Raw genomic sequence first — 20052 nt, 5'->3', positions numbered from 1 at the left:
AGAGTCACGCCCCAATGAATGGAGCGTGACTCTATGCTGGTGACGCGCGTTGCCCGACCCGGGTTTAGCCGAACAGGGCCGTCACCTTCGCGAGTGTCTGAGAAATGCCAAAGGCCAGCGGGATCCCTACCAGCGCCCAAGCCACGATGACTTTTAGAACCTTCATGCGTGCGCCTTCCTAGCTGTTGCACCGACGAGCGGCTTTTCGGGTTCGTGAAAGTCGGTGTGAACCGGTCGCACGAAAAGGTTCGCCACAAAACCAACAACGAGCAGCCCAACCATGGTGAGCAGGGCCGGCTGATAGGCCGCGGCCGTCAACTCACCCGGAGCGCCCTGAGCATCGAGGAACGAGTTGACAATGAGCGGACCGGCAATGCCGGCCGCCGACCAGGCCGTCAGCAGGCGACCATGGATGGCCCCCACCTGAAAGGTTCCGAACAAATCCCGCAGGTAGGCCGGAGCTGTAGCGAAACCGCCACCGTAAAAAGAAATGATAACGAAGGCCAGTACAACGTAGAGCGCCGTCGTACTCGATCCGAAGAGCGCCAGCAGCACGTACAACACCGTGCCAACGCCGAGGTACACCATGTAGATGTTCTTGCGTCCGGTCTTGTCCGACGTGGCCGACCAGGCGAATCGTCCGCCCATGTTAGCGAGCGACAACAAGCCCACAAAGCCTCCGGCAACGGCCGCCGAGACCAGCGAGTTGCCGTCGCTCTGCCGGAAGAAGTCCTGAATCATCGGTGCGGCCTGCTCGAGAATACCGATACCGGCCGTGACGTTGCAGAACAGGACGACCCAGAGCAGCCAGAACTGACGCGTGCGAATGGCGTTCCTGGCTGAAACGTGGTTGCTCGTGACGAGGGCCTTGACCCGCACCTTCGACGGATCGAAACCGGCCGGCACCCAATCAGCAGCCGGAACCTTGATCGTGAAAGCCCCGAACATCATGTACGCGAGATAGATCACGGCGAGGGTGAGAAAAAGCTTGCCCACGGAGTCGCCGCTTGCCACCCAGTTCGCTGCCCCGGAGTTGGGGTCATAGAAGCTGAGGAGCGCCGTCGACACTGGGCTGGCGATGAGGGCGCCGCCGCCAAAGCCCATGATGGCCATGCCGGTTGCGAGGCCCGGGCGGTCCGGAAACCACTTGATGAGTGTGGAAACCGGGGAGATGTAGCCGATGCCGAGGCCGATACCGCCGATGAAGCCGTAGCCGACGTAGACCAGCCACAGCTGGTTCGTAAAGATTCCGAGCGAACCGATGAGGAATCCGCCCGACCAGAACAGTGCAGCGACGAACATCGCCTTGCGCGGCCCGTTCGTGTCGACCCAGGTGCCCATGATGGCCGCCGAAAGGCCGAGCATCACGATGGCGATCGAGAAGATCACCCCGATCTGAACCAGGCTGGCGTCGAAGTGCGCCACAAGCGCGGTCTTGTAAACACTCGTGGCGTAGGCCTGGCCAATGCAGAGGTGCACGGCGAGTGCGGCCGGCGGAATCAGCCAGCGGTTGAATCCGGGTGGAGCGATGGTGCGGTCTCGGTCGAGCCAGCTCATGGAGATATCCTTGCTGCCGGTATGGCGATAGCGACTCTGCTGTGCGTTTCGGCTGTCCACGATGGCCGTGGACGTACTCCGCAAACGGATTGACTTAATAGTCTGCGGAGGCAATTCTAGAGGATTCATCGAGCACATTTCGTTCCAAAATCTCGCCCATTTGGTAATTCGGGGGAATTCCCCTTGGCGGCAAGGCAGGATAGATATATGACACGTTCAGCACCTATCGACGACATCAACGAAAATAATCTTGTCGTCACCGCGCCCAAGACCCACGCAGCGGGCATCCAAGCCGTTGCGGTGGCGCTCGATCGGGGTATTGCCCAGGCTGGTATCGTTCGCACCGCACGGTCGCTGCTGCGCCTCAACCAGCGCGACGGCACCGACTGCCCCGGATGCGCGTGGCCGGAATCCCAGGGACATCGCAAGACCGCAGAATTCTGCGAAAACGGCGCGAAGGCCGTCGCTGAAGAGAGCACGCTACGCACGGTGACGCCCGCGTTCTGGGCAGAGCATTCCATCGCCGAGCTCGCCACCAAGACCGAGTATTGGCTCGGAAACCAGGGCCGCATTACGCACCCCGTCGTCATTCGCCCGGGCGACACGCACTACTCGCAGATCTCCTGGGATGATGCTTTCGAACTCATCGGTGAGCAGATTCGCGCCACGGTGCCCGACCGCACCGTCTTCTACACGTCTGGCCGCACCGCCAACGAGTCGGCGTTCATGTACCAGCTGTTCGCCAGGTCGATCGGCACCAATAACCTGCCCGACTGCTCCAATATGTGCCACGAGTCCTCCGGCTCAGCACTGAACCCCACGATCGGCATCGGCAAGGGTACGGTCTCGCTCGAAGACATCCACCAGGCCGAACTCATTATGGTGGTCGGCCAGAACCCGGGCACCAACCACCCGCGCATGCTGTCGGCCTTGGCCGAATGCAAGGACAACGGCGGCAAGATTGTGGCCGTCAACCCTCTGCCCGAAGCGGGACTGTTCAACTTCATGGACCCGCAGACTCCGAAGGGCGTCGTCGGCAAGGGCACCAACCTGGCTGATGAGTTTCTGCAGATCAAGGTCGGCGGTGACCTGGCCCTGTTCCAGGCGCTCGGTCATCTGTTGCTCGAGGAGGAGGCCCGCGTACCGGGGTCGGTCATCGACCACGAGTTCGTCGCCGCGAACACCGACGGAATCGAGGCCTATCGGGCCGCCCGATCGGTGATCGACTGGGCCGAAACGAAAAAGGCCACCGGCCTGGACCGTGCCGCGATCGAGACGGTGGCGCAACTGCTCATCGCGAGCAAGGCCACCATCATCTGCTGGGCGCTCGGACTGACCCAGCAGCCGCACTCGGTGAACACCCTCAAGGAGATCATCAACCTATTGCTCCTGCAGGGCAACTTCGGCAAGCCCGGCGCAGGCGCCTGCCCGGTGCGCGGCCACTCCAACGTGCAGGGCGACCGCACCATGGGCGTGTGGGAAAAGCCGAAGGAGCCCATGCTCGCCGCCCTCGACGCCGAGTTCGGCATCGTATCCCCGCGGGAGCATGGCCTCGACTCCGTCGACACGGTGGATGCCTTCGTGCACGACCGCGTCGACGTATTCGTCTCCATGGGCGGCAACTTCGCCCTGGCTTGCTCCGATACCGACCTGCTGGAGAAAGCCATGCAGCGCGTCGGTCTCACCGTGCATGTGTCGACCAAACCCAATCGCTCGCACGTTATGCACGGTTTGACCTCGCTCATCCTGCCGACGCTCGGCCGAACGGATACCGATGACAAGCATCCGTCGGGCCGCCAGGTGCTCTCAGTGGAAGACTCGATGTCGGTCGTTCGCACCACGCAGGGACGCCTCGAGCCGGTGTCTGAGCACCTCCTCGCCGAACCGGTGATCATTGCCCGCATGGCCAACGCCACGCTCGGAGAAGACCACCCGGTAGATTGGAAGGCGATGGCGGAAGACTACGACGTCGTTCGTGACCACATCTCCCGCGTCGTACCCGGCTTCGTCGACTTCAACGTTCGGCTCAAGACCAAGAATGGGTTCGTGCTGCCCAACCCGCCGCGCGATACGCGCAGCTTTGCCACCGATATTGGTCTGGCCCGGTTCACGGTGAGCCCGATCGAGTACCTGTCGGCGCCAGAGGGTCACTTGATTCTGCAGACCATCCGCAGCCATGACCAGTACAACACAACGTTCTACGGTCTTGACGACCGCTACCGCGGTATCAAGAACGGTCGTCGCGTCATCCTCATCCACGAAGACGATGTCACCGAGCTGGGCTTCGCCGACCGCGATATGGTCGACGTGATCAGCACGTACCAGGGCGTCGAGCGCCGAGCCGACACGTTCCGCCTCGTGGTCTATCCGACACCGCGCGGCTGCGCGGCTGCGTACTTTCCGGAGGCGAACGCACTCATGCACCGCGAGCTCGTGGCCCGCGAATCGAACACCCCCGGTTACAAGGCCATGACCGTGCGCTTCGTTCCGGCCGGCGCTGCTGCCTAGCCTGAGTCAGGCGGCCTGCTCGTCACTGTGTGCGTCGATGATCCGGTCGCCGCCGGCATAGACGACCATGGAGTTGCCGCGGAGAAAGCCGACCAGGGTCATGCCAACCTCGACGGCGAACTCCGCGGCGAGTGACGAGGGCGCCGAGACCGCCGCGAGCACGGGAATGCCCGCCATCAGGGCCTTCTGGGTGAGTTCGAAACTCGCCCTGCTCGATACCATGAGCACCGTGCCGGTCAGCGGCAGCCTGTTCTCCTTGACCGCCCAGCCGATGACCTTGTCGACGGCGTTGTGCCGGCCGACGTCTTCGCGCAGCACGAGCATTTCGCCGGAAGCGGCATCGAACAGGCCGGCCGCGTGAATGCCGCCAGTCTTCTCGAACACGTTCTGCCCCGCGCGCAGCTTGTCGGGAAAAGTCGTGAGCAATTCGGCAGTCACTCGCACCGCGTCATCCGCTATCTCAAAGACTGATTTGGTGCGCACGGCATCGATGCTCTCCTTGCCGCACAGGCCACAGGAGCTGTTGGTGATGAGGGAGCGCTCCAAGCTCCGTTCCGGTGGCGCGACGCCGGCACCGAGGGTGACGTCCAGCACGTTATAGGTGTTGACCCCGTCGATCGCCCCAGCGCAGTAGCGGGCCGAATTAAAATCGTCGCCCTGCGTGATGACGCCCTCCGAGACCAAAAACCCCGCCGCAAGGTCGATGTCGTTACCCGGGGTACGCATCGTGACGGCAAGGCGGCGGCCGTTCACTCGAATTTCCAGCGGTTCTTCGACGGCAAGCAGGTCCTCGCCAGCCAGAGGCTGGGCACCGACGGTAATTCGGGTAATTTTGCGTCGCGCGGTAATTCTGTTCATTCTAAAGTCTCCAAAACGCTGGTGCCGTTACCGCACTCCAGCCTTGCCGATTAGCCGCCGATGTAGGACATTTCGATTTTCTTGGCACCAGACGCCCGCAGCTCACTGGTCTTCGCGCTCCGCAGCTGCGAATAGCGGTCGGTGCGCTCCCGCCACAGGTGCGCCATAACGGTGGAGAGTTCCGCGTCGGAGCATCCGCCGCGCATGAGCGCCCGCAGGTCGTGGCCCTCGGTGGCGAACAGGCAGGTGAACAGCTTGCCATCGGTCGACACGCGGGCGCGCGAGCAGGTCTGGCAGAAGTTCTGGGTGACGCTCGAGATGACGCCGATCTCCCCGCCGCCGTCCTGGTAGCGCCAGCGGCGGGAGGTCTCGCCGCTGTAGTTCGGGGCGATCTCTTCAAGCGGCAGCTCGGCGTGGATGCGCGCGATGACATCTTTCGACGGAACGACGGCGCCCATCTCCCAGCCGTTGCTGGTGCCCACGTCCATGAACTCGATGAACCGCAGAATGTACGGGGTGTCCTTGAAATGACGGGCCATGGCCACGATGTCCTGGTCGTTCTTGCCGCGCTGCACGACCATGTTGACCTTGATCGGGCCGAGGCCGACCGCTTGGGCCACATCGATGCCGTGCAGTACCTTGGCGACCGGAAACTTCACGTCGTTCATGGTGCGAAACGTGGTGTCGTCGAGCGAGTCGAGCGACACCGTTACGCGCTTCAGGCCGGCATCCTTGAGCGCCTGCGCCTTCAGGGCCAGCGCCGACCCGTTCGTGGTCAGGGCAATGTCGATCTCACGGCCGTCGGGGGTGCGCAGCTCGGCCAGCAGGGCAATGAGGTCTTCAAGCCCCCTACGCAGCAGTGGTTCACCGCCGGTCAGCCGAATCTTCTCAACGCCATGGGCGACGGCCACGCGCGCGAGCCGGGTGAGTTCCTCGAAGCTGAGCAGTTCGTCGTGTTCCATGAACGCGAAGTCCCGGCCGAAGATTTCCTTCGGCATGCAGTAGACGCAGCGAAAGTTGCAGCGGTCGGTGACGCTGAGGCGCAGGTCGTGCAACGGCCGGTTCAGCCGGTCGGTCACGGTGCCGGTGGGCGTTTCAAGGTGCACCGGAATGTCCGAGCGCTCTCGATAGAAGCGCGGAGCTGGTTCTGCAAGGTCGGCGCCGGTCATGTTTCCACCCTAACCCCGCGCTCCGCCCGGAGATACCCAGAACACCAGTAATAAGCGGATGCCGCGGCTCGCGGCTTGAATCCGTGGCTAATTCAGGAATTTATTTCAATTTCTGAGCGGATCCGACGTTATTCGCGCAGATTCGGGTCGGATTTCCTGAATAAGCCACACGGCGCGCGGATGCTGATGACGCCGATACAGGAATGGCCCGCCCGGGAGAATTCCCGAGCGGGCCGTTCACCTATCTGCTGTTAGCCCTTGACGTAACCGTTGGGGTTCAGCACGTACTTCGTCGCCGCGCCGGCGTCGAATTCGGCGTAGCCACGCGGGGCGTCTTCGAGGCTGATGGCTTTGGCGTTGACGGCCTTGGCAATCTGCACCTTGTCGTGCAGGATCGCCATCATCAACTGGCGGTTGTACTTCATCACCGGGCACTGGCCGGTCGTGAAGGACAGCGACTTGGCCCAGCCGAGGCCGAGCCGAATCGACAGCGAGCCCACCTGCGCGGCCTTCTCCTTGGCGCCCGGGTCGCCCGTGACATAGAGGCCCGGAATGCCGAGGGCACCGCCGGCTGCCGTGACCGTCATGAGCGAGTTGAGCACGGTGGCCGGAGCCTCGTGATCGGCGTCCTTGCCGTGGCCGCGCGCCTCGAAGCCCACGGCGTCAACACCGGCGTCGACCTCTGGCACGCCGAGGATCTGCTCGATCTGCTCCCCCGGCTCACCCTTGGTGAGGTCGATGGTCTCGCAGCCGAAGCTGCGGGCCTGCGCGAGACGATCCGCGTTCATGTCACCGACAATGACGACGGCCGCACCGAGCAGCTGCGCCGAGACGGCCGCCGCAAGGCCCACCGGGCCGGCTCCGGCCACGTACACGGTGGTTCCGACGCCGGCACCGGCCGTATAGGCCCCGTGGAAGCCGGTCGGGAAGATGTCGGACAGCATGGTGAGATCCATGATCTTCTCGAGCGCCTGGTCCCGGTCGGGAAACTTCAGCAGGTTCCAGTCGGCATAGGGAACCAGCACGTACTCGGCCTGGCCTCCCACCCAACCGCCCATGTCGACGTAGCCGTAGGCACTACCCGGACGGTCCGGGTTGACGTTGAGGCAGATGCCGGTCTTACGTTCCTTACAGTTGCGGCAGCGACCGCAACTGATGTTGAACGGTACCGACACGATGTCGCCGACCTTGATGAATTCCACGTCGGGGCCGGCTTCGACCACTTCGCCAGTGATTTCGTGCCCCAGCACCAGATTGCTCGGTGCGGTGGTACGCCCACGCACCATGTGCTGGTCCGAGCCGCAGATATTGGTGGTCACGGTCTTGAGAATCACACCGTGCGGCACCTTGCGGCCGACGTTGGCCGGGTTGACGCCCGGTCCGTCTTTGAGTTCAAACGTGGGGTAATCGATGTCGATGACCTCGACGACTCCCGCGCTCTTGTAGGCAACTGCTCTGTTCCCCGTCATGAACTACCTTCCTCGTTTTTCTTCGCGGAGCAAGTCAGACGACCTTCTCCACATTGGGTGAGCGCTGCCGATTGTGACTGCAGCCCTTTTACTTCACCACGGTTTTCAGAAATTACAATCAGCCAACTCCCAGTTCGTGCCCCCCGTTCTGGCCTACGGGACGACCAGATCGGGGAACGACTCAGGACTTCCAGACCTGCACAACGGATGGCCGGGGCCCCGCCCACGCACCGGCCGGCGCCGCAGCACCCAGCGCAACGTAGTCCGGGAATCGACTGGACTGGGCGGCCCAGCTGCCGTTCTCCCCCGGATGCTGCACGGCCACGTACACCATCGATTGCTCAGAGCGGATGACCGGCCCGCACGTCTCCGCCTGCCGCGGCACCGAAAGGAACTGCTGCACCCGCCCGCGCTCGGGGCCGGTGAGCGGCACCTTGAACAGGCCGTCGCAGAATCCGATCGTGCTCGGGGCACCGTCGGTGGAGATCCACAGGTTGCCCTCGGCGTCGAAGGCGACGTTGTCCGGGCAGGAGATGGGCGAGACCTTCTCGCTCGGGAAACCGGCGAAGTAGGTGCTCGTGTTCGTCTTCGGATCGCCGCAGACGAGCAGCAGGTTCCAGTCGAAGGTCACCGCGGTGGCGTCGGAGCCGGTTTCGGTGATCTCCACGATGTGGCCATCCCGGTTGATCGCGCGGGGGTTGGGCTCGGTGGCGCCCTCCTTGCCCGGCAGGCCACGGTCGGTGTTGTTGGTGCAGGCGACGTAGATCTTGCCGGTCACCGGGCTCGGCTCGACGTCTTCGCAGCGGTCCATTTTGGTGGCGCCGACGGCATCCGCTACCAGCCGGGTGTTCACGAGGGCGTCGTCGGTGCTGAAGCCGGGCACCTGGCAAACGCCGTCGATGACGAGCGCGACCCACTGGCCGGTGCCGTCGAACTTTTCGTCGGCGGGCAGCTGACCGGTGCCGGTGATCTCGCCGGCCGGCGAGTTGCCGGTGAAGCGGGCCACATAGAGGGAGCCACGGGTGAGCAGGGTCTTGTTGTGGGTGCGGGCTTTCGGGCCCTTCTTCTTATCGAACCGATCGAAGGAGACGAACTTGTAGAGGTAGTCGAAGCGTTCATCGTCGCCCATGTAGGCGGCGACGTGGCCGGTCTTTCCGACGATGACGTTGGCGCCCTCGTGCTTGAACCGGCCGAGGGCCGTGTGCTTGACCGGCGGCTCGTTCGGCGCCTCCGGGTCGATCTCCACTATCCAGCCGAACCGGTTCGGCTCGTTCTCGTTGCCGGCGATGGTGGCGTCGAACCGGTTGTCGACCTGCTCCCACAGCCGGCCGGTGGGGCGGTTGGCGAGACCGTAGCGGGCATCCGCTGCGCTGGTGCCCGGCGTGCGGAAGTACCCGTTGAAGTTCTCCTCGCCGGAGAGCACCGTGCCCCAGGGTGTGGTGCCGCCAGCGCAGTTGCCGAGGGTGCCGAGCACGGTGCGGCCGGCCGGGTCTGCCCTGGTCTTCAGCAGGTCGCTGCCGGCGGACGGACCGGTGACGGTGAACGGGGTGCTCGCGGTAATGCGACGGTTGAGGCGGTCACCGACCCGGTAGGTCCAGGGCTGACCGGCACGCTTTCGTTCGAGGGCGACCACGGACATGCCGTGGGCCATCATCGCGACGCGACGCTGCTCATCCGCTTCGGCCGGTGTCGTGGCCGGGGCGAACATGATGCCTTCGTTGGTGTACTCGTGGTTGGTGACGAGGGTGCCGGAACGGCCCTTGGTCTCGAGAATGGCGAGGTAGTCGTTGTTGTAGCCGAACTGCAAGGCCTGCGACGCGGCGGTCTGGTGATCAGGGTCGAACACGTCGGTGGCGGCGAACAGCGGGTCGCCCCAGCGGATGATCGGGTTCCAGGAATACCCCGCCGGTACCGAGAAGGCATCGACGGCCGCCGGAACCGGCGCGATCGGCGTGAACGCGAGGCCGCCGCCGGCCGGACCGCCCGGTGCCGCCAACGCGGGAGTCGTCTGGCCAGCCCCCAGTACGATCGCCGCAGCGCCGACGCCAACGCCCACGAGCAGGGAACGGCGGCTCAGGGCCGCTCCGACGATGTCGCGAAAGTAGTCATTCGTGCTCTCATTGGGCACCGGGTGAAAGCAGGCGTCTGCACACTTGAGGTGACAGGTGACCGCACTGCGCTTACCGAGCGTATGGCCATCCATCGGTAGCAGAGGGATCAGCGGCCGGTCACGATCGGTGACGCTCTGACGGAGATCTTTGGCTTCACGATTCAACATGCGGGCACTCCTGATGGTTTGGTGAACCCCGAACTGGGGGCAGAACCACCCTCCCGCCACCCGGTGACTCCACGGTGAACCGAATATGAACGTTCGGTGCCGATCAGTGTTACAGAACGATGAGACCGATCACCCAGACGGCGGCGAAACCGGCGACGCCCTGGATGGCGGTCGCCGGGGTGAGCGTGCGGTAGGCCGTCGCGACCGGGATACGGCTGAGCTGCGACACCACCCAGAAGAAGCTGTCGTTGGCGTGCGAGACGACCATGGCTCCGGCGCCGATCGCGAGCACCGAGAGCACTTTGCCGAGGTCGGAGTCGAGGCCGAGGGCCGGCAGCAGCGGCAGGAGCAGCACCGACGTGGTCACCATGGCGACCGTGGATGAACCCTGCGCGGTCTTGAGCGCGGCCGAGATGAGGAACGGTACGGCCAGTCCGAGCCCGAGCGTCGAGAGGGTGCTGCCGAGAAAGTCGGTGAGGTCGGAGGCCGCAAGCACGGCTCCGAAGGCGGCGCCCGAGGCGGTGATCAGCAGGATGGGCGCCGAGATGCGGATGCCCTCGGTCACCCGATCGCCGAACGCGTCGAGCTTGCCCTTACCGCGCAGCAGGAACAGCGAGGCGATCAGGCCGACGGCCAGGGCGATGACCGGGGTGCCGACGAAGACGATGGCGATATACAGGCCGGAGTCGCCGAAGGGCGCGGCCGGCAGTTTGGCGATCGATGCGAGGCAGATCAGCAGGATCGGGGCGAGAATCGGCAGGAAGGCCAGAAAGGCGTTGGGCAGCTTGCCGTAGGCGGCGCGAATCTTCTCGTAGTCCTGCTCGCTCTCCTCGCCGCTCGGCTCGGGCATGAGCTCGATGTTTTTCTTCAGGAACCGGTTCGCCCAGAGCAGTCCGGCCAGTGCCGAGACCACGGCGGCGATCAGGCCGAAGCCGATGATGAGGGCCAGCTGGTCGATGATGTTCAGGTTGCCGGCGGCGGCGAGTGGGCCGGGAGTCGGCGGTACGAAAACGTGGGTGGCGTACAGGCCGGTCATCAGGGCGATGGTCATGGCTACGAGCGATACCTTGGCCCGGGCGGCGAGCGACTTCTTGAGGGAGTTCAGAATGACGAAGCCGGAGTCGCAGAACACCGGGATCGACACGATGAAGCCGATGACGCTCATGGTCAGCGTCGGAAACCGGGTGCCTAACACGCGAATCAACGCTTCGGCCATGGCGATCGCGGCGCCGGTGCGCTCCAGGATCACGCCGATGATGGTGCCGAACAGGATGATCAGGCCGATATTGCCGAGCGTGGCCCCAAAGGCCGTCGTCATGGTCGGGGCGATCGTGTCAACCGGCAGACCGAACGCGAAACCACCGACCAGCGCCGCAGCGAGCAGCGCCAGGAAGGGATTGATTTTCAGCTTCGCGGTGGCGAAGACGATGGCGGCGACGAGAGCCACCAGGATGGCGATGCTCAGCATTGAGACGGCCTTTCTATTTCAGGGTGGAACTAGTGGGTCTGGAGAAAGAAGGAAACGACCTGCGCCGTGGTCTCGCGTAGGCGTTGGGCCGCGTGCTCCTGCAGGTCGTCGAGGGTCGCCGGTCCGCCGGCGATCGAGAATGCGGCGCTGACACCGGATGCCGCGGTGTCGGCTGGCGACAGCGCCACCCGCCCGGCGATGACAACGACCGGGCATCCGGTCGGCGCCAGGCGTGCGACTGCCACGGCCACCTTGCCGCCGAGCGATTGGGAATCGAAGCTGCCTTCACCGGTGAGTACGAGGTCGGCGCGGGCCATCTTGTCGGCCAGGCCCACGGCATCCGCTACCAGGGTGGAACCGGGTACCAGCTCGGCGTGGAGCAGCGGCACGAGGGTGGCCGGCATACCGCCGGCCGCTCCGGCGCCTGGCCGGCCCTGCATGTTCTCGCCGGTTTCAGCGAGCACGATGGCGGCGAGGTGGGCCAGGCCCGCGTCGAGCTCCACGACATCGTTGGGCTGCGCGCCCTTTTGCGGGCCGAACACAGCGGCTGCGCCGTTCGTGCCGCAGAGCGGGTTGTTCACATCGACCGCGACGCGCCAGCTGACCTCGCGGGAGCGCGGGTGCAGGCCGGTCAGATCGATGGACGCAATCTCGGCCAGGCCGGCGCCGCCGGGCGCGACCGGTTTGCCGGCGGCGTCGAGAAAGCGCGCGCCGAGCCCGGCGAGCAGACCGGTTCCGCCGTCGGTGCTGGCGGAGCCGCCGACGCAGAGCAGAATCTCGTCGACCTGCTCATCGAGCAGTTCGCGGGCGAGCAGCCCGACGCCGAAGCTGTCAGCGCGCTGGGGCTGGGGCTGGGCATCCGCTGTCAGGGGCAGACCGTTGGATTCGGCCGCTTCGATGAGGCCCGTGCGGCCGTCGGACGAGGTGGCGTAGCGAGCCCAGCGGCTGCGCCCGAGCGCGTCGACGGTGAGCATGGTGCGGGGCAGGACGCCCCAGACTGCGGCGATGGCATCGAGCGTTCCCTCGCCGCCGTCGGCCATTGGGCAGAGGATCAGCTGCGGGTCGGGCCTGCCGAGCGCGAGGCCGGCGTCGCGGGCACCCTCGGCCATGGCGGCGGCGGCTTCGGCCGCGCTGAGGCTTCCTTTGAACGAGTCCGGCGCGATGACTATGGTGAGCGGCTTCAGCGCCGTGCGATCGTGCATTGATTCAGGCTAGAACACAACCAGACACATATTCAGGTGGAATCACACCACATTTCTCGGCAAATCATGAGCCATTTACTGTGCATCATGCACATAACGAGCGGCATCGGCCGCCAGTGCGACCCGCATCCGCACGGCGGCGTGAAACTGTCGGAGGTTGAGGCCGGTCAGCAGCTCGATGCGGTCGAGTCGCTGCACGAGGGTATTGCGGTGCACGCCGAGTTCCCGCGCCGCACCGGCGATCGACAGTTCGGCCTGCAGGAACACCCGCGCCGTCTCGTTCAGGGCCGCGCTGAGCGGCGCGAGCACCGATTCAGCGAGATCCTCCATCATAGCGGTGGGCAGGCCGGCGATCGCCAGCTCCAGCCCCAGGGCGTCGAGGCGAGTCTCGGACCCGACGTCTACCAGCTCGAGCAGCCCGGGCCGGGCCAGCAGCGCGCCCAGCCGTTCAGCGTCGCTCGCGAGTTGGTGCATGGTGGCTCCGACGCGTCCGATCAGAAAACGCAGGGGCGGCTCGCCGGAGCGCTGCAGACGCTGTCGAAGCAGCTCGTGGCCCAGCGCAGACGACGATCCGCTGAGCACCCAGACGGCACCGTTGATGTCGGCGGCCACCACTCCCGTGAACTCGCGCAACCCACGAAGCAGCGCCACCGACTGGTTCTCGGCCACGATTCCAATGAGGTTCCACGGTGGCTGCAGTGGCGCGTCGATGCCCCGCAAGCCCGCCATCAGGCGACTCTCGGTGAGATTACCCCGCGCAAGGGTCCCGAGGATGTCCCGAATCGCGGATTCTCGCCACGACGCGTTATCGCGCTGCCGCTCCTGGCTGAGCAGCATCTGAACGGTCAGCACGAGCACCTGCGCGACCGGCAGCACCTCGGCGGGGATTCCGGTAACCCCGACGACGGCCACGACCTGTCCGTCGACGATCAACGGAATATTCACTCCCGGCCGGGTTCCCTGATGCTCGTCGCCGGGAGCGATGTGCACCGCTTCCCCGCGAACAGCGGCATCCCGGGCCCCGTCATGCAGGGTGCCGATGCGGGCAGCGTCCAGTGAGCCGATGATCATCCCGCCCGCATCCATGATGTTGACGTTGTGCACGAGGCTCGGCGCGACCTGCTCCACCAGGCGCTGGGCGAGCTCACGGGTGATCTGTGCGGTGCCGGGTGCACTGCCGGTCGGTGCGGTGCCGTTCGGTATTGCGTCGGTCATTTGACCATCGTAGATCGCAGGCTCCGGCGGTCTCACGAGCATCCGCCCATGGCGCATATCAGTGGAGTGACATACACTTTTACTTAGAAAACATATTCGATAGCAGTTGATTTCGACGAGATTTTGCTCGAACTCATTGTTGGAGTTTTTTAACCATCGCTCATCAGGTTTTTACCATTATCGCCCACCCCGAGCCACCCGTCACGAGCCTAGGGAGCCCACCTTGCCCCACATTATTGACGCACCGGTCGACGTTGAGCTGTCCCCCGACGGCGACCCGTGCGCGTTCATCTGGAATCGGTTCGAACACACCGTCATCGGTCAGCCGCAGGCCGTATTCAAACGCACCCGGTGGTGGGAAAACGAGGGAACCCCCACCCGCATCGACACCGAACTGTGGCGGCTCGATGCCTGCCGTGGCGGCGAAGAGCAGCACCGCTACGACCTGCGCCGCGGCACCGACGGGTCCTGGACTTTAGCATTGGACTGGGGATGAGCACCGCACCGGGGACGACTTTCAGTCACCTGCACGTCGCGAGCGCCTACTCGACCCACTACGGGGTGACGCTTCCCGAAGCCCTGGCCGAGCAGGCGGCCGCGCAGGGCGCGAATTTTCTGGCCGTCACCGACCGTGACGGACTCTACGGCGCAGTCAAACACGTGCGCGCCTGCGTGGCCGCCGGTATCCGCCCCGGGCTCGGCGCCGAACTCGCCGTGCACGACGACCAGTATCGCCCGCTCGGTCGAGTGGTCGTACTCGCCCACGGCCAGACGGCGGGTAGAGGCTACGCCGCACTTTGCCGCGCGGTCAGTGCCGCCCACAGCACCGATCGAGACGCACTTCAGCACGGCGCCGCCGGCCACGGCGCACCCCAGAACAGCACAGCCCAGCACAGCACCGCCCACGGCGCAGCTGCCGGCCCGAGCATTTCGCGCGCCCGCCTGGCCGACCTGGCCGGCCTGGCCTCCCTCACCGTGCTGCTCGGCCCCGATTCCGACGTAGGCCTGGCCATCGGCCGCCGCGACAATTCAGATGCCGCGGCGCGGCTGGCCCACTGGCAGCGCGCCCTGCCCGCAGGCACCGTCGTGCTCGAAATCGTCTGCCACCTCGCCGAAAGCGGCACCGTCGGCAGTGTCACTCCGGCCACGCGCATGCTCGCCCTGGCCGAGAACGCCGGACTGCCGGCGGTGCTCAGCAATGCCGTGCGCTACGGCACCCCCGACGAGGCGGTCACCGCCGACCTTGCCGATGCCGCCCGCTTTCTGCTGCCGCTCGCCGAGCTCGAAACCCCCCAAACCAATGGTCAGGCCTGGCTCAAACCGGCCGGCGCGATGCGCCAGGTGGCCCGCATGGTCGTCGACGCCGGCCTGCACGACAACGGGGCGCTCGAACGACTGCTGGGCGACACCGAGCAGCTCGGCGACCGTTGCAGCCTCGACCCCGTGAGCGACATCGGCCTCGGCCGTCCGCGCATGCCGGAGGCGCGCATCATCGGCGTCACCGGCGACCCGGTCACCGAGCTGTGGCGCCGCGCCCGAAGCGGCATCGCCGAGCTGTACTCGGCGAGCGGCTCACGCGCGGTCGAAGCGGCCCACCATCAGCTCGCCCACGAGATGAAAACGGTCGAACACTTAGGCTTTGCCAGCTACTTTCTCACCGTGTCGCGGGTGGCCGACATTATTCGCGGACTGGGCATCCGCATTCAGGCCCGCGGTTCAGGGGTCGGGTCGGTGCTCAACTATGCGCTGCACACCTCCTCGGTCGAACCGATCGCGAACGGCCTGCTCTGGGAGCGTTTTCTCTCCCCCGAGCGCCAGACCCTGCCCGATATCGACATCGACGTCGAGTCAGCGAGGCGGCACGATATCTACCGCGAGGTCTTTCGCGCTTTCGGCAGCGACCGGGTCTCGCTCATGTCGATGACCAACGCCTACCGGGGCCGCGGCGCCGTGCGTGACGCCGGCCTCGCGCTCGGCCTGCCCGACGCCCAGATCAACGTGATCGCCAAGCAGATGTGGCGGTTCAACGCCCGCGACTTTCGCCGCGCCCTCGAGGAGAAACCCGAACTCGAGGCCCTCGCCACCGAGGTGCGCGAATCGCAGCAACTCGATCTGCTGGTGGACCTCACCGCGAAACTCGACCGGCTCCCCCGGCATATCTCGGTGCACCCCTGCGGCGTGATCCTCTCCGACGCGAGCCTGCTCGACCGCACCCCGGTGCAGGCGAGCGGCATGGGCCTGCCCATGTCGCAGTACGACAAGCACGACATGGACCCGATGGGCCTGATCAAGCTCGACATTCTCGGCGTGCGCATGCAGTCGGCCATGGCGCACGCTGTTGAAGAGCACCACCGGCTCACCGGCGAGAGCATCGACCTCGACCGGGTGCCGCTCGACGATGCGAAAACGTTCGAGCTGATTCGTTCCACCCGCACCCTCGGCATCTTTCAAATCGAATCCCCCGGCCAGATGGAGCTGGTCGGCAAGCTGCAACCCGAGGTGTTCAACGACCTCACCGTGGAGATCTCGCTGTTTCGACCCGGCCCGATGAAAAACAACATGCCGCTCAAATATTTGCAGGCCAGGCACGGCGAGGTCGCGCCCGATTACATTCACCCCCGGTTCGAGCCTATTTTGCGCGAAACCAAGGGCGTCGTGATCTTTCACGAACAGGTCATGCGGTTGTTCGACGAACTCACCGGCTGCGGCCTCGGCAAAGCGGATGTCTTTCGCCGCCATCTGGGGAAGCCGGAGCAACTCCCCCAGATCGAGGAGTATCTGCGCGAGAAAGCGCTCGCCCGCGGCTTCAGCGTGAAGGTGATCGACCAGATCTGGACGGTGCTTGCGGGGTTCGGTAGCTTCGGCTTCGCCAAGGCGCACGGCGCCGCCTTCGCCCTGCCCACCTACCAGTCGGCCTGGCTGAAAACCCACCATCCGGCCGCCTTCCTGGCCGGGCTGCTCACCCACGACCCCGGCATGTGGCCCAAAGACCTCATCGTGGCCGAAGCCCGGGTGCTCGGGGTGCCGGTGCTCCCCCTCGACGTGCAGTCGAGCGCGCTGGATTACCGCGTGGAAGATCTCGCCGACGGGAGCCAGGGCATCCGTTTGGCGCTGCCTGAGCTGGTCGGCAGCACCGAAGCCGAGCGGGCGCGCATTGCCCAGCACCAGCCGTTTGGGTCGCTGCAGGACTTTCGTGACCGGGTGCACCCCCGCAGGCGCACGTTCGAAGCGCTGGCCCGGGTCGGCGCCCTCGACACGTTCATCGGCTACGACCGGGCCCGGCGGCACGAGCTACTCGCGCACATTCAGTCGTTGCGCGGCACGGCCGTGGTCATTCGTGCCGACCAGCTCGCGTTCGAGGTGGAGCTGCCGGTGCCGCGCTACTCCGGCGACCGTGCGGGTGCCATCACCTCGCTCGAGCTGCGCGGTCGAACCCAGACCGACCTGGAGCTGCTCGATCTGAACCTGGCCGTCGGATCACACCAGATGAAACGCTTTCACTCGCTGTTCAAGGAGTTGGGGGTGACGCCGGCGAGCGAGCTCGGCAACCTGCCCGGCGGCACCGAGGTTCTGCTCGCCGGGGTGCGGCGGGCTACGAACACGCCGCCGATGCGCGGCGGCCGCCGCGTGGTGTTCATCAGCCTCGACGACGGCACCGGCCCGGTCGCGAACGTCGTGTTCTTTCACGACGCACAGGAACGGGTGGGCGGGCAGGTGTTCCAGACCAATTACATGCTCGTGCGCGGTCGAACACGGCGCTCCGGCGCCAAGGGAGTGTCGGTGACCGGGGAGAATCTGTGGAACCTGTTCGATGTGGCCCGCCAGGTGAAGGAACGCCACGCCGTTGAACGCGCCGCCGCGGAGGAAGCGGCCAGTGCTGCCGCCTACGCCGCCGAACTTGCGGCGCATCCGTTGCTGCGCACCCCGGCGCAGCAGTCTTCGGGCGGCGGTACCCTGCACCAGCTCACTGGGGCGCAGAGTGCCTAGCCAACAAGCGGCCGGCACCGCTGGCCGGGCGCTACTGGCCCGGCGGCGCCGGAGCCGTCTCCGGCGGGGCGGGTGCGGCCGGCGGAGCCACCGGCGCCACGACCGGTGGCGCCACGACCGGTGGCGCCACGACCACGGGCGGTGGAATGTACTTGGGGGCGAGTTCGTCGAAGGCATCACCGCCGTACTTGGCGTTGACGACCGACATCACGACCGGCCACATGCGGTGCCGCGCCGTCGCGATCTGGTCACGCCCAAAGAACTGCCGCCGCTGGCTGAGTGATCCCGTCACACTCACCACGGCGACTACCGTGGCCACCTTGGTGCTTGCGCCGCTCATCCAGGTATCCTTGGCGCCATCCGTTGTTCCGGTCTTGCCGATCATCGGTACATTCGGTTTCGTATTCGAGTTGGATTGTTGTCCGGTGCCGCTCGTCATCACCCGGTGCATGGCGTAGGCCATGCCGGCGGCGACCGTCGAATCCACCGATTGCGTGCAGACCGACGGCGGCACCGCGACCTCCACGCCGCCGCGGTCGACGATACGGTCGATGGCGATCGGCGAACAGGTGACGCCCTTATTGGCGATGCCGGCGAAGGCGACGGCCATGGTCAGCGGCGCAACCTCATTGGTTCCGATCACGGTTGCTGCGGACTGCGACAGCGGGTTACCGTCGGCCCGGTGCACACCGAACGCCTCCGCAGTTTTGCGGATACCGCAGAGGTCGAGCCGCTTCGCCATGCCGATGAAGCCGGTGTTGATTGAGCCGACGGTGGCTTGCAGCGCACTGTAGTTGGCACCGGATTCGTTGGCGTCGTTGCGCGGGTTGAAGGGTGGTTTCTCCTTGTCGTAATTCTGGGGCCCGAGGCAACTGTCTTGAAAGGTGCCCCAGTTGGACTTGCGCCGGGAGTCCACGCGTTCGTTGAGCGAGTGCCCTTCTTTGAGCCATTCGGCCAGGGTGAAGACCTTATAGGTCGACCCCGGCTGGAATCCGCTCGAACCGCCCTCGGCGAAGTCCGTGGCGTAGTTGATTCCGGTGTAGTTGGCACCGGTCGCCTGCACCGTGGGGTCCTGGCTGTAGTCCTTGTTCTGGGTCATGGCCAGCACCCGGCCGGTGCCGACCTGCACGCTCGTGATCACCGCGCCCACGTCCCCGCCGGCGTAGACCTTGGGAACCTGCTGATTCATGGTGGTCACGGCCGCGCCCTGCACGTCGAGGTCGAGGGTCGTGTAGACGTCATAGCCGCCTCGGCGAAAGTTGAGCATGCGGGTGGCAGCGTCGGCGCCGAAGGTGGGATCGGTCTGCAGAATCTTGGTCACATAGTCGCAGAAGAACGCGTTGGCTGCGGCGGTCTGGCAGCCGGTGCTGGGTTCGGTGATCACGGGTTCGACCGGTGCCGCCAGGGCCGCTTCGTAGTCGGCCTTGGCGATCTTTTTGTGGCGCAGCATCTCACGCAGAATGTAGTCGCGGCGCTGCTTGTTCGCGGCGTAACCGTTGGCGGCCCCATTGGTCTCGCTGGCCGGCTTGTCGAGCTGGAACTTGACCGGGTTGTTCACGATCGCCACCAGGCTGGCCGCCTGCGGCAGGGTGAGGTTGGCCGCGGTGCTGTTGAAGTAATAGTTGGCGGCGGCTTCGATGCCATAGACGGTGCCACCGAAGCCGGTGATGTTGAAATACTGCTGCAGGATGTCGTGCTTGCTGTACTTCTTCTCGACCCCGATGGCGAGCCGCATCTCTTTGAGCTTGCGGTCGGGCGTGGTCTCGGTCGCCGCGGTGTAGCAGGCATCGTGTGCGCGCTTGTCGGTGATCACCTCGCACTTCTGCACCAGCACGTTCTTCACGTACTGCTGGGTAATGGATGACCCGCCCTGGGTGTCTCCCCCGGCCACCGTCGTTGCCGTGGCCCGCAGGGTGCCCTGCAAATCGACCCCGCCGTGCTCGTAGAACCGTGGATCTTCTCCCGACACCGCGGCATCCTTCGCAAACTGGCTGATCGCATCCCACCCCACCTCGATGCGATTCTGATCGTAGAACGAGGCGAGCAGTTCGAAGGTTCCGTCACTGCGGGTCGCAAAAATGTCGCTCTTCTGCGAGAGGGGCTCGATGTTGATGTAGCCGGGCAGATTCTCGAACACCGAAATGGTATTGCTGGCAGCCATACCCGAGAGCGCAACGACAGGGGTTACCGACACGGTGACCAGAATGCCGGCCACCGCGCTCATCGCGACGAATCCGAGCATCCCGCCGAGAACGCCGTGCAGAGAACGCCGCCACGATTGGGCCGCGCCGGCTGGAACCTCGGTCACTTGCACCACGTTTACCCCCAACTGAGTCGATCA

Annotated in this window: 12 protein-coding genes; 3 read left to right on the top strand and 9 right to left on the bottom strand. The window is 65.3% G+C overall.

Features of this window, described 5'->3' with window-relative positions:
* Positions 1–162: 162 nt before the first annotated feature.
* Positions 163–1557 carry an OFA family MFS transporter gene (locus E3T35_RS05445; RefSeq protein ID WP_104090659.1) on the bottom strand — a complete coding sequence of 465 codons (1395 nt, stop codon included), beginning with the start codon at positions 1555–1557 and terminating at the stop codon, positions 163–165.
* Positions 1558–1764: 207 nt separating this feature from the next.
* On the opposite strand from E3T35_RS05445, the gene E3T35_RS05440 reads away from it, so the two are divergent.
* Positions 1765–4065 carry an FdhF/YdeP family oxidoreductase gene (locus E3T35_RS05440; protein ID WP_134346672.1) on the top strand — a complete coding sequence of 767 codons (2301 nt, stop codon included), beginning with the start codon at positions 1765–1767 and terminating at the stop codon, positions 4063–4065.
* A 6-nt stretch (positions 4066–4071) separates the two neighbouring features.
* Here the strand turns inward: E3T35_RS05440 and fdhD are convergent, their stop codons facing one another.
* The 7 genes from fdhD to E3T35_RS05405 form a co-directional block, all read right to left on the bottom strand.
* The gene (fdhD, locus tag E3T35_RS05435) at positions 4072–4923 is read right to left on the bottom strand and encodes a formate dehydrogenase accessory sulfurtransferase FdhD (RefSeq protein ID WP_092450710.1); all 852 of its coding nucleotides are present in this window, start codon (positions 4921–4923) and stop codon (positions 4072–4074) included.
* A gap of 50 nt (positions 4924–4973) precedes the next feature.
* The gene (gene moaA, locus E3T35_RS05430) at positions 4974–6092 is read right to left on the bottom strand and encodes a GTP 3',8-cyclase MoaA (RefSeq protein WP_134346671.1); all 1119 of its coding nucleotides are present in this window, start codon (positions 6090–6092) and stop codon (positions 4974–4976) included.
* A 251-nt stretch (positions 6093–6343) separates the two neighbouring features.
* A complete protein-coding gene (gene fdhA / locus E3T35_RS05425) occupies positions 6344–7561 on the bottom strand; it encodes a formaldehyde dehydrogenase, glutathione-independent (RefSeq protein WP_092339684.1) in 1218 nt (405 codons plus the stop codon).
* A 181-nt stretch (positions 7562–7742) separates the two neighbouring features.
* Positions 7743–9764 carry a PhoX family phosphatase gene (locus tag E3T35_RS05420; protein WP_241987899.1) on the bottom strand — a complete coding sequence of 674 codons (2022 nt, stop codon included), beginning with the start codon at positions 9762–9764 and terminating at the stop codon, positions 7743–7745.
* 184 nt (positions 9765–9948) lie between these two features.
* Positions 9949–11307, bottom strand: a complete 1359-nt coding sequence (locus E3T35_RS05415; RefSeq protein WP_134346669.1) for a GntP family permease — start codon at positions 11305–11307, stop codon at positions 9949–9951.
* Positions 11308–11336: 29 nt separating this feature from the next.
* Positions 11337–12509: a glycerate kinase gene (locus tag E3T35_RS05410; protein ID WP_134378095.1), complete on the bottom strand. Its 1173-nt coding sequence runs from the start codon at positions 12507–12509 to the stop codon at positions 11337–11339.
* A 75-nt stretch (positions 12510–12584) separates the two neighbouring features.
* The gene (locus E3T35_RS05405; protein WP_166789844.1) at positions 12585–13724 is read right to left on the bottom strand and encodes a sugar diacid recognition domain-containing protein; all 1140 of its coding nucleotides are present in this window, start codon (positions 13722–13724) and stop codon (positions 12585–12587) included.
* Positions 13725–13947: 223 nt separating this feature from the next.
* On the opposite strand from E3T35_RS05405, the gene E3T35_RS05400 reads away from it, so the two are divergent.
* Together E3T35_RS05400 and dnaE are read left to right on the top strand one after the other, a co-directional pair.
* Positions 13948–14220 carry a hypothetical protein gene (locus E3T35_RS05400; protein WP_134378094.1) on the top strand — a complete coding sequence of 91 codons (273 nt, stop codon included), beginning with the start codon at positions 13948–13950 and terminating at the stop codon, positions 14218–14220.
* Positions 14217–17711 (top strand): DNA polymerase III subunit alpha, encoded by a 3495-nt coding sequence (gene dnaE, locus E3T35_RS05395; RefSeq protein WP_134378093.1) that lies wholly within the window; start codon positions 14217–14219, stop codon positions 17709–17711. Before E3T35_RS05400 ends, dnaE begins: the two co-directional genes overlap by 4 nt.
* 31 nt (positions 17712–17742) lie before the next feature.
* Here the strand turns inward: dnaE and E3T35_RS05390 are convergent, their stop codons facing one another.
* Complete coding sequence (locus tag E3T35_RS05390) at positions 17743–20019, bottom strand: transglycosylase domain-containing protein (RefSeq protein WP_134378092.1); 2277 nt, start codon at positions 20017–20019, stop codon at positions 17743–17745.
* Between the last annotated feature and the right edge of the window lie 33 nt (positions 20020–20052).

It is taken from the genome of Cryobacterium sp. TMT1-2-2 (genome assembly GCF_004403505.1).
In the GTDB taxonomy this organism is placed as follows: Bacteria; Actinomycetota; Actinomycetes; order Actinomycetales; family Microbacteriaceae; genus Cryobacterium; species Cryobacterium flavum.
This window is presented reverse-complemented; position numbering and strand designations above follow the sequence as displayed.

Excerpts from the sequence above, each read along its gene's own strand:
- E3T35_RS05445 (WP_104090659.1), bottom strand. The coding sequence starts at position 1,557 with ATGAGCTGGCTCGACCGAGACCGCACCATCGCTCCACCCGGATTCAAC.
- E3T35_RS05440 (WP_134346672.1), top strand. The coding sequence starts at position 1,765 with ATGACACGTTCAGCACCTATCGACGACATCAACGAAAATAATCTTGTC.
- fdhD (WP_092450710.1), bottom strand. The coding sequence starts at position 4,923 with ATGAACAGAATTACCGCGCGACGCAAAATTACCCGAATTACCGTCGGT.
- moaA (WP_134346671.1), bottom strand. The coding sequence starts at position 6,092 with ATGACCGGCGCCGACCTTGCAGAACCAGCTCCGCGCTTCTATCGAGAG.
- fdhA (WP_092339684.1), bottom strand. The coding sequence starts at position 7,561 with ATGACGGGGAACAGAGCAGTTGCCTACAAGAGCGCGGGAGTCGTCGAG.
- E3T35_RS05420 (WP_241987899.1), bottom strand. The coding sequence starts at position 9,764 with ATGGATGGCCATACGCTCGGTAAGCGCAGTGCGGTCACCTGTCACCTC.
- E3T35_RS05415 (WP_134346669.1), bottom strand. The coding sequence starts at position 11,307 with ATGCTGAGCATCGCCATCCTGGTGGCTCTCGTCGCCGCCATCGTCTTC.
- E3T35_RS05410 (WP_134378095.1), bottom strand. The coding sequence starts at position 12,509 with ATGCACGATCGCACGGCGCTGAAGCCGCTCACCATAGTCATCGCGCCG.
- E3T35_RS05405 (WP_166789844.1), bottom strand. The coding sequence starts at position 13,724 with ATGACCGACGCAATACCGAACGGCACCGCACCGACCGGCAGTGCACCC.
- dnaE (WP_134378093.1), top strand. The coding sequence starts at position 14,217 with ATGAGCACCGCACCGGGGACGACTTTCAGTCACCTGCACGTCGCGAGC.